The organism is Phormidium sp. CCY1219 (assembly GCF_035615515.1).
Lineage (GTDB): Bacteria > Cyanobacteriota > Cyanobacteriia > Cyanobacteriales > Laspinemataceae > CCY1219.
The window spans coordinates 1-10734 of sequence record NZ_JAJENT010000273.1 but is presented as its reverse complement, the minus strand read 5'-3'; the positions used below and the strand labels follow the sequence as shown (position 1 = coordinate 10734).

Below are 10734 nucleotides of genomic sequence, written 5' to 3'. Positions count from 1 at the left end.
ACAGGGAGAGCGAATCTGGCGAAGATACGTTATCCAGCAGCGTCACCGGATCCAGCGAAGAACCCAGCGATACCTTGGCATCGGATAGGGGCGACAGCGAGGAGGCCACAGCAGCATCCGAGGACCCGATAGAATCCGAGAGAGCGGAACCGGAAGAACGCGGGGAAATCGAGGTCATTTCAGTATCTTCTGTAGAGGCGACATTAGCAGAAATCTATAATTCGGGAGTTTTTGAGGTTATTAGCGCCACCGGAGAAGTTGGGATTGATTTTTTATATGATGGCGGCGGGTATCGGGGCGAACTTGCCCTATTTAGTTTGACCGGGATGAATCGCTACAAACCAGGGTCTCCCGAATTTATCAAAGAAGCGGCGCGGAGGGCATTGAGTAATTCCACTCAGGGGTATGTCGCGATCGCCGATCGCAGCGAAGGGGCCAGATTTACCGGGGAATTGGGAGAACGAAATCAAAATAGCGGCGACTACAAAGGCATCAAACGGTTTGTCATGGAACCCGGAGATACCTTTGGGGTGATGTTAGTGCCCCATGGAACGGTACAGGAAGTATATGACGACCCCACCGTAGGCGGTGCCAAACGTCCCCTGTTTTCCATGACCACTGCCAATCCAAACGAATCATTTCACGTGGGACAGATTGCCGATGTCACCGGCGACGGACATACATTCGTCATGGAAGACTTGCGAACCGATCGCGGCACAGACCGAGATTATAACGATGTTATCTTCCAAGTGCGAGGGGCAACTGCCGAAACCGTGCATTTGGATAGCGTCATTCCCGAAGGCAAAGATTGGCGCACAAGCGAACTCGGTGAAGCTTTGGTGAATTATACCAAAACCGTGGTTGATTTGGTGAATAGGTATGTAGAAACCACTTCCCCAGAATATTCCGACCCGGTGCAAAGTGCCCTGGAGCGATCGCAAGACTTGGAAAATTACGACGCCGAAGCATTAGCGAGAACCACAGACTGGGTAATTTGGTTAGACCCGAACTTAAACCCCGACCAGATCGCTACTCTGTTTGATGCGGAAAATTTAGGGGAAACGGGGCAGATCGACGATACCTATATTTTCCAGTTTTCCGAAGAAAAAACTCCGGAACAAATTCAAACCCAATTACAGGATTTGGTCGGTTCGGATTATCCCTATCCGCTGATTCCGATTCAGTTAATTCCGCCGCAACATTTGCCCGAATATCCAATGGCAGATGACCAATGGCATTTGCGAGATATTGGCGAAATTGATGGGATTGCCAGCGAGGGTGCCAAAGTTCTCGGGGCGTGGGAATTGGCCACAGGAGAAGGAGTGACGATCGCGATCGTTGATGATGGGATTTTAGACTCACATCCCAATTTAGAAAGCCAATTGCTCGACCACCTGCAGCGCAATTTCAACGAAACCGTACCCGAATCGGAATTAATTGCCACACCGCCAGTGGAACTAGAGGAATCGTGGTGGTGGTGGTGGTGGTGGCGACCCCCCTTTTTCAACCGCCGCCCCGGATTGAGTTGGATGCTCGATCCGGAACAAGAACCGGAAATGGCACAACCGCAGCAACATGGCACATCCACTGCAGGAGTCGTGGCAGGAGATGGAACCAATGGAATCAGCGGGGTTGCGCCGGAAGCGTCGGTGGTGGACTTTCAGTTAACGGCGGCGGATGTCACTGACGAACAGATTGGCGATGCCTTGTTTTCTCAGGGAGAAAATGGAGTATTTTACAACGAAGAAATCGATATTTACAATAACAGTTGGAAACCGGCGCAATCGAAAGTTTCTACTCCCTTGAGTTTGGCGGCGTTAGAGAAAGGTGTGGCAGAAGGACGAGAGGGGAAAGGGAACGTTTATGTGTATGCGGCGGGGAACGATCGCTGGTTAGGGGAAAATGTGAATTACAATCCTTTTGCCAACTCGCGCCACACGATCGCAGTGGGTGCGATCGGGCCAGATGGGAAGCAATCTTCGTATAGCGAATCCGGTGCTTCCTTATTTATTTCCGCCCCTTCGAGTTCCACTTCGGAAGATGGCATCAGTGTGGGAATTCCCACTAGCGATTTGTCTGGAGAAGCAGGATATAATTCTGGGGGAGACAGCGACGAGAGCGAAGATTACGCCGACGGAAATTATACAAAAAAATTCGGTGGAACTTCAGCAGCAGCACCCATCGTATCGGCAACGGCGGCATTAATGTTGGAGGTTAACTCGGATTTGTCCTATCGCGACGTGCAGCATATCCTAGTAGAAACGGCGCAGAAAACCGATGCGGAAAATCCGGACTGGGTGCAGAATAAAGCGGGATATTGGGTGAATCCGAACTATGGATTTGGCGCAATTTCCGCCGAGGATGCGGTAGAAGCGGCGGCGAATTGGACGCCTGTTGCGCCAGAAGTTTCGGTGAAATCCACTTGGCAAACCGTAAATGCGGCGATTCCCGATTACGAACCCGATCGCCTGTTGGGTGAAGAGGTGGCCAACCTGTTGCAACGGGAACCGGAAACCCTGAGTGAGACCGAACGAGAAATGCTGCGATCGCGCGATCGCATCGAGAACGATCGCTATGTGGAATCCGCGATCGCGATCGAAGAGGATATTCAAGTGGAGTGGGTAGAAGTGGTATTCGATGCCAGTCATACCTACCGAGGCGACTTGAAAGTAGAATTGATATCGCCAGATGGGACAGTATCCCAATTGAGCGATCGGCATGGCGACCCCAACGATAACTATGACAATTGGGTGTTTACCTCAGCGCAACACTGGGGAGAATCCTCACAAGGGGAATGGAAACTGCGAGTTTCTGATGAATGGGGGAACGAAGTTGGGAATTGGAACGGGTGGAAACTCAACTTTTTCGGCACAGAAACGCCGACAACGGTGAACGTGACTGCCACCGATGGCGATGCTACAGAAGACGGGAATGCCGGACAATTTGTGGTGACGCGAGAAGGGGGAAATCTGGCGCGATCGCTCACCGTAGAGTATCAGATGAACGGTACTGCCAGCAACGGCAACGACTATCAGGAACTCCCCGAAACCATCACCTTTGCACCGGGTCAAACCTCCGTCACCATTGGGGTTAATCCGATTCACGATTATGAATTGGAAGGAAACGAGACTGTAGAGATTAGCTTACGGGATCTGCCCGGATATCGGGTAGGAGAAAACACTGATGCGATCGGCACCATTACCGATAGTACAATTACAGACCGTTACGGTTCCTTCGTTTACGTCAATCCTGCCAACGGCCATCTATATCTGTTAAGCGAACCCGACACCTGGTTAGGCGCACAAAACCAAGCAGAAGCAGTGGGTGGAAATCTGGTTTCCATTAACACCGCTGACGAACAGCAGTGGATTGTAGATACTTTTGGCACCAGTCAAGTTTTTCATATTGGCTTGACAGATAGTGAAATGTATGGTAATCAAGAGGGAGATTTTAAATGGGTAAATGGCGACCCGATAACCTACGAAAACTGGAAGCAAGGAGAACCCAACAATAGTCCATTTCTCCCAGAAGGTGAAGACTTTAGCGTTATAAATCAGCACGTAGATGGGAAATGGAATGACCGCACTTATATCGGAAACTTCCCTGGCATCATCGAAATTGACCCGGCACAACTCGAACAACCCATTGTCAATATCATGGTCACGGATTCCCTAGCGGGAGAAGATGGCAATGCGGGACAAATCGTGTTTCAGCGCATTGGCAACTTAGACCAAAGCTTGAGCGTGAATTACACCTGGGGTGGGGATGCAACCAATGGCAGCGACCTTCAAACCTTAAGCGATAACATCATCATTCCTGCCGGTGAAACCTTAGTCACCCTGCCGATAATTGCCCTTCCCGATGATGAAATCGAAGGCAACGAAACCCTCGTGGTTAACTTAGCAGAGGGTGACTATGAAAACGGCACCCACTCCAGCGGTCACATCATCATCACCGACCAAAATCCCATCAATCGGATTGCCAACGAAGTTATTGGGCGCGACGTTTCCTTATTCGAACATTGGATGGAACGCTGGCAAAATGGCGAAACCTTAGAGCAACTGCGTCCGGAAATTGTTCAAGCGGCAGTTGATGGACAAGGGAACAATGAAGCCCAACAAAAAATCGCTGAATTTTATCAGGAACTCTTAGGACGAGAAGCGGAAACCACAGAGATTGCTTACTGGCAAAATCAATTAGAAACAGGTGCCACCCTGTCACAAGTGCGGCAAGAGATAGAAGGCGCAGACCTTATCGATACCACCAGCTACGTTTACACCAATCCGGTGACGGGAAATCGCTATTTCCTCACCACCCCCGACACTTGGCTAGGCGCACAAGAACAAGCGCAGGCACTTGGCGGCAACCTTGTCACCATTGACGATGCCGATGAGAATCAATGGCTGTTTGATACTTTTGGTGGTGGCCGAAAGTTGATTGGGTTAAATGATAGCCCAATTTATGGCAATACCGAGGGGAATCATCAGTGGGTGAGTGGAGATTCAGCCACATTCCTAAACTGGCGTAGTACACCGGATAACAAACTTCATACTCCTGAAGGGGAAGACTTCACCGAGACCAATGTTTATGGTGTTGGCACGTGGAATGATCTGCCGAGTCAACAGAATGGGATTCGACCCGGTATCGTGGAAATTCTAGCACCCATTGCCGATCGCTCATGGATTCGGCAATTAGGCACCGTCAACTCCGACCAATCGCGTGGCGTTGTCGTAGATAGCGATGGAAACGTTTACATTGCTGGTGCCACTAGCGGTTCTCTTGATGGCAACACCAATGGCAGCGGCATTAATGCTAACTTTTCCGATCCCTTCCTCACCAAATACGACGTCGAAGGCAATAAACTCTGGACGCGCCAATCGGGTTCGACCGGAACTGACTACTACAACGGCATCGCCAACGACTCATCAGGCAATCTTTATACCGTTGGTTACGATGATGGCCCAGGTCAGAATGGCAGTGGCGATATCACTCTGACAAAATGGGATAGCGAGGGTAATCAACTGTGGAGTCAATTTATTGGCACCGCTGCCCATGATTGGGCCAGTGGCATCACCGTCGATAATGCGGGTCATGTGTATATTTCCGGTTATTCTCAACCTTGGTCAACACCGGGTATTTCCGATGCCTTACTTGCGAAATACGACAGCAATGGCAATCTGATTTGGCAGCAAACGCTAGGGTCTGACGGTGAAGACATGGCGCGTTCTGTAGTGACGGATGCTGCTGGAAACGTTTACATTGCTGGCGTCACCACAGGGAACCTGGATGGCAATACCAATGCTGGCAGCACCGATATCTTCCTGACCAAATATGACGCTTCTGGTGCCAAACTCTGGACGGAACAACTGGGAACCCCTGCCGCAGACGGTTACGTTTACATCCCCAATGTGGGCGGAGAATATCGCCGCAACGTTCAATTAGGCATTGACAGCGAGGGGAATATTTACCTCTCCGGCACTACCGAAGGCGACCTCAACGGCAACACCAATGCCGGACGTCAAGATGCTTTCTTGGTGAAATACAACCCCAACGGCACTCAACTGTGGACGGAACAAGTAGGAACCGCAGGGGATGACCGAGGTTGGGGTGTCACCGTCGATCGCAATGGCAGGATCCATTGGACTGGCACCACCCAAGGGTCTCTCAACGGTCAACCGCATTTCGGCAGTAACGATACCTTTGTCACCACATTGGATAGCGACGGCAACTTTATCAACAGCCGCATCATCGCTACCGCCAACGACGATTTCGTTCAAGATATTACCAGCGATCGCTCCGGTAACATTTACACCACTGGCAACAGCACGGGTTCCGTCGCCAACACCAACGCGGGCAATTATGACGCCTGGGTGTCCAAAAACACCTTTGTCAACATCGGGTCAATTATTAGCGACGAACCCACAAACCTCATCCAAAATGGCGACTTTGAAGCTGTTGATGTGAGTGGCTTGTTGCAAACATACAATGATGCAACTCTACCAGACGGATTTGGTTGGTCACTTTCCAACGCCAATATAGACCTGAAAAACCTGTCGTGGAGTGGCGTATCGGGAACCAGCAACCCAGATAGTATTGACCAAAGCTTAGATATTGACAGCGATGCAACTCTGTCGCAAACCTTTACCACCGAAGTCGGTCAGACTTATGAGTTAAGTTTCTGGTACGCGCACAACCCAACTGTGCAAAATGAGTCATCCACAGGATATATCGACGTTACGGGTAACAATTCTCTACTCTCAACTACTCTGACCCACGATCTTCCATCAACTCTAGACAATCTCCAGTTTGTCAAATACACTTCCACTTTTACTGCCGACAGCAACAACACCACCCTGTCATTCCAGGGAGATGCGGCGAATGGTGGAACCGGGTTTGTCATTGATGACGTGCGGGTTGTCCCCGTCACCGAGTTAAACTATGAAGACTTTAGCTCCCTAGAAGGACTCAACCTCATCGGTAGCGCGGCACAACTCGGCGACACACTCCGCCTGACCCCGAAGAACCGGACAAGCGGCTCTCAAGCTGGAGCAGTGTGGCACGCGACGCCGCAATCGGTGGAAGATGGTTTTGAGACTACTTTCCAATTCCAGATTAACGATTTGGCAGGTTCCGGTGGAGATGGTTTTGCTTTTGTTATTCAAAATAGCAGTGCCGATGCGATCGGTGGTGGGGGAGGAACCCTGGGCTATAGCGGCATCTATAATAGCCTCGCGGTGGAATTCGATACCTATGATAACGACGACCCCGGCACCCATGACCCGAGTGACAATCATCTGAGCGTTCACACCGGCGGCACAGGACGAAACAGTGTGGGTATCACGCCTCTGGGTGTCACGAGCGATATTCCCAATATGTCCGATGGGGAAGTCCACACGGTTAAGGTGAAATACATCCCCGGCACCCTGCAAATTTTCATGGATGACCTATCTACCCCGGTTTTAACCGTGCCAGGAGACTTAGGGACGACCTTAGATTTAGATAATGGCAACGCTTGGGTTGGGTTTACCGCAGCCACAGCCGCAGCATGGGAAAATCACGATATCCTCAACTGGACATTCTCCAATCCACCCGCACCCGAGAACAATCCACCCACCGTCACCACCTCCAACCTCACCCTCACAGGTGCCACAGAAAACGCCGGATTTACCGTCACTCACGCGGACTTGGTAGCGGCGACGGGTGCCGCTGATGCAGATGGCGACGCTCTCACGTTCCGCATCCAAACCGTCGGTTCCGACATTCCCACCAAAAACGGTCAACCCGTAGAAGCGGGTGTGACAACCTTATCCGCAGGTGAGGCGATCGTGTGGACGCCCACCACCGTCGGCAACGCGCAACCGGCATTCACCGCCACCCTCACCGATGGCAAAGTCACAGTGGCAACCCCAGTCACCGTCAGCGTTGACGTGAATCCCGTCACCGTCAGCATCGAAGCAACCGACCCCGATGCCACAGAAGGCAGCGACCCCGGCGAATTCACCTTTACACGCACGGGAGATACCAGCACTCCGATGACGGTGAACTTCACCATCGAACCGTCAATCCATTGGGGGCGTCCGCAAGCGGGTAACGGCACCGACTACGAAACAATTCCCACCAGCATCACCATTCCGGCGGGTGAAACTTCCATCACCTTGACCATTACCTCTCTGGAAGACACAGAAACAGAATGGCCCGAAACCGTGAGGCTGAAACTTGCTGAAGGTAATGGCTACGAAATCAACAGCAGCGAACACCTGGATACGGTGGTCATTTGGGACAATGAAATCCCGAAATTACGGCTTTACGCAGAATGGTACACCGGTCAACCGACGAATTTCCATCGAGAATCCTATACCTCGGAATCTGGAAATAACGAACACTTCCTGTTGCGTCGAATCGGCAGTTTGGAAGAAGATTTAACCGTCTACTACTCTCTACCGGGAACCGCAACCAATGGAGAAGACTACGAAGAACTCCCCGGCAGCATTACCATTCCTGCCGGTCGGCGTGATGTCTATTTCACGTTTATCCCGATTGATGATAGTGAAGTGGAAGGGGACGAGACGGTAGAATTGACTCTGACCCCAGATCCAACCTATACGTTTATGAACCATCAAGGTCGGATTTGGGATCGGATTCCCGTGACTCTTGTGGATAATGACGATAAACCTACGGTCGAGATTACCGTCAGCGATAATCAAGCCTCTGAATCCGGCGATCCGGGTCAATTCACCATTAGCCGCACGGGAGATACCACCAATCCGTTAACAGTGGATTACTGGATTTCTACCGGGTGGTGGCATAAAGCCAAAAACGGGATCGATTATGAAGCTATCCCAGAAAGCATCACGATTCCAGCCGGTGAATCTTCCATCACCATTGACATCAATCCCATTGATGACAGTGAACTCGAAGAAGATGAAATTGTCGATATCTACTTAAAGAGCAATCCCAACTATGCGATGAGTGCGTACTACGCAAAGTTGAAGATTCTCGACAATGAAACTCAATACCTAGAGTCGCAGCAACAGTTCGGCACTTCAGCGGAGGACGTTGCCAATAGCGTCGCTGTGGATAGTGCGGGCAACACTTACACTGTCGGTCACACTTCTGGCAACTTAGGCGGAACCAATGCCGGTGGTAGCGATGGGTTTATCGTCAAGCGCGACAGCAGTGGTAACGAACTGTGGGAGATTCAATTGGGAACTGCTGGCGATGATGAAGCCAAACAGATTGCGGTGGATAGTGCCGATAATTTATACGTTCTCGGATGGAGTGGGGATCCGTCAAATAGCTGGATTGCCAAATACGACAGCAACGGCACTCAACTGTGGCAAAACCCCCTGGGTAGTGCGGGTTATGACATTACCAACGGTGCTTTAACCCTTGGCAATGACGGCAGTTTGTACGTGACGGGGCGCACCACTGGCGATATCGATGGCACGAACCAAGGCGCAACCGATACCTGGGTTGCCAAATACGACAGCGATGGTATCCAAACTTGGGTGAAACAGTTGGGTACTACCGATGAAGATGAAGCCCTGGGAATTACTGTAGACAATAACGACAACGTTTACATCACCGGCGAAACCAAAGGATCTTTAGCCGGAACCCGCGAAGGGGATGGAGATGCGTGGGTTGCCCAGTTAGACAGCAGTGGCAATTTGCAATGGCAAACCCAGTTGGGAACCACTGCAGTGGATGTTGCCCGCAGCGTTGCTGTGGATAATAACGGTCACGTTTATCTGGGGGGTCAAACCTTTGGGTGGTTAGGCGAAACCTATCTCGGCGATCCAGATGACTGGGTAGGCGATCGCGATGCTTGGTGGGCAGGAATTCACGGCGACAAGTCCGGTTTAGGCGGCACTTACTACGGCAATGGCGATGCCTGGGTTGCCCAATTAGATAGCACCACTGGCAGCATCAATTGGAAGCGACTGTTAGGCACCACAAATGCCGACAGTGGCACTACGGTAGTTGCCGATAGTTTGGGTAATGTTTACCTAACCGGAACCACCGAAGGTCAACTCGGCGACGCTCAATTTGGCGCTGACGATATCTTCCTCGCTAAATACAACGTCGATGGCGCGTTGCAGTGGAAACAACAATTCGGCAGCGACAGCAATGATGTGGTTAATGACATGATTTTGGATATTACCGGCATCTATCTTGCAGGTGACACCACCGGCGATTTAGAGGGTTCTAATCTCGGCGAAGAAGATGCCTGGATGATGAAGTTGTCATAGTACCGGCAAAGGGCACGGCATTGCCGTGCCCCTACGTTCAAATCTTTGTTTACTCCCCCAAAAAAGTCATGGATTATAATTCATTTGTAACAATTGCTAACCAATCTTTTTCCTTTGAAGAAGTCTGCCAAATGCTGAAAGTGTCTGGCGGCTTGCAACGAATGCTCAGCGACCTCAAGCAGCACTACGTTCTCACCCAAGAACTGAAAAATCGTTCCGACATCAAGGCCACTAAATTCAAAATTAACGAGGCGATTTCCAATTTTACCCGACAAGCCAATCTCCTGAATCCCAGCAAGTTTAACGAATGGCTCTCGAAAAATAATCTAACTTATGATGAGCTTTGCGAGCAACTGGCGTTTGGGATTAAAGTGGAGAAGCTGAAGATAGCGATCGCCCAGCCGGATATCGAAAAACGGTTTGAGGAACAACAAAAATTGTGCGATCGCGTAGTGCTTTCTCGAATCTTCGTTAAAGATAAAGAAACCGCGACTGAACTTAAAGCGCAATTGGAGAGCGATCGCAGTCAATTTGAAGCGATCGCCAAAGAAAAAACCCTTCTCGATGAAGATAAAGCCGTTGGCGGTATGGTGGGTACGGTACGAATCGGTCAACTGCCGGTACCCCTGCGAGAACCCCTCAAAGATGCCAAACCTGACGAAATTATCGGCCCAGTGGATTTAGACGGACGATATTGCTTGTGTTGGGTACGCGATCGCTTACCTGCCTCTATAGACGACCCCATCATCCAGCGAGAACTTCGCGAAGTATTGTTTCAAGAGTGGTTGCAAAAACAACTAAAACAAACGACTCTTCGCTTAGATTAATCAACTAGGGTGGGCATTGCCCACCCTATGTTTTATTGATATTTAATGATAGAAGAAATACGGTATATATATACAAACCTACAATGACCAGATTTGTTCACGACCAATTTGCCAAACAATATTTAGAAGAATTGCTCAGTGCATTAGGACAAGTACAA

At 50.3% G+C, this 10734-nt stretch carries 2 protein-coding genes; both read left to right on the top strand.

Annotated features, from left to right (window positions below; genetic code table 11):
• Positions 1 to 74: 74 nt before the first annotated feature.
• The gene (locus tag LKK83_RS03695; RefSeq protein ID WP_324629512.1) at positions 75 to 9749 is read left to right on the top strand and encodes an SBBP repeat-containing protein; all 9675 of its coding nucleotides are present in this window, start codon (positions 75 to 77) and stop codon (positions 9747 to 9749) included.
• A gap of 68 nt (positions 9750 to 9817) precedes the next feature.
• Entirely contained in the window at positions 9818 to 10576 is a 759-nt protein-coding gene (locus LKK83_RS03690; protein ID WP_324629511.1) for a peptidylprolyl isomerase, read from the top strand.
• The last annotated feature ends 158 nt before the right edge of the window (positions 10577 to 10734 follow it).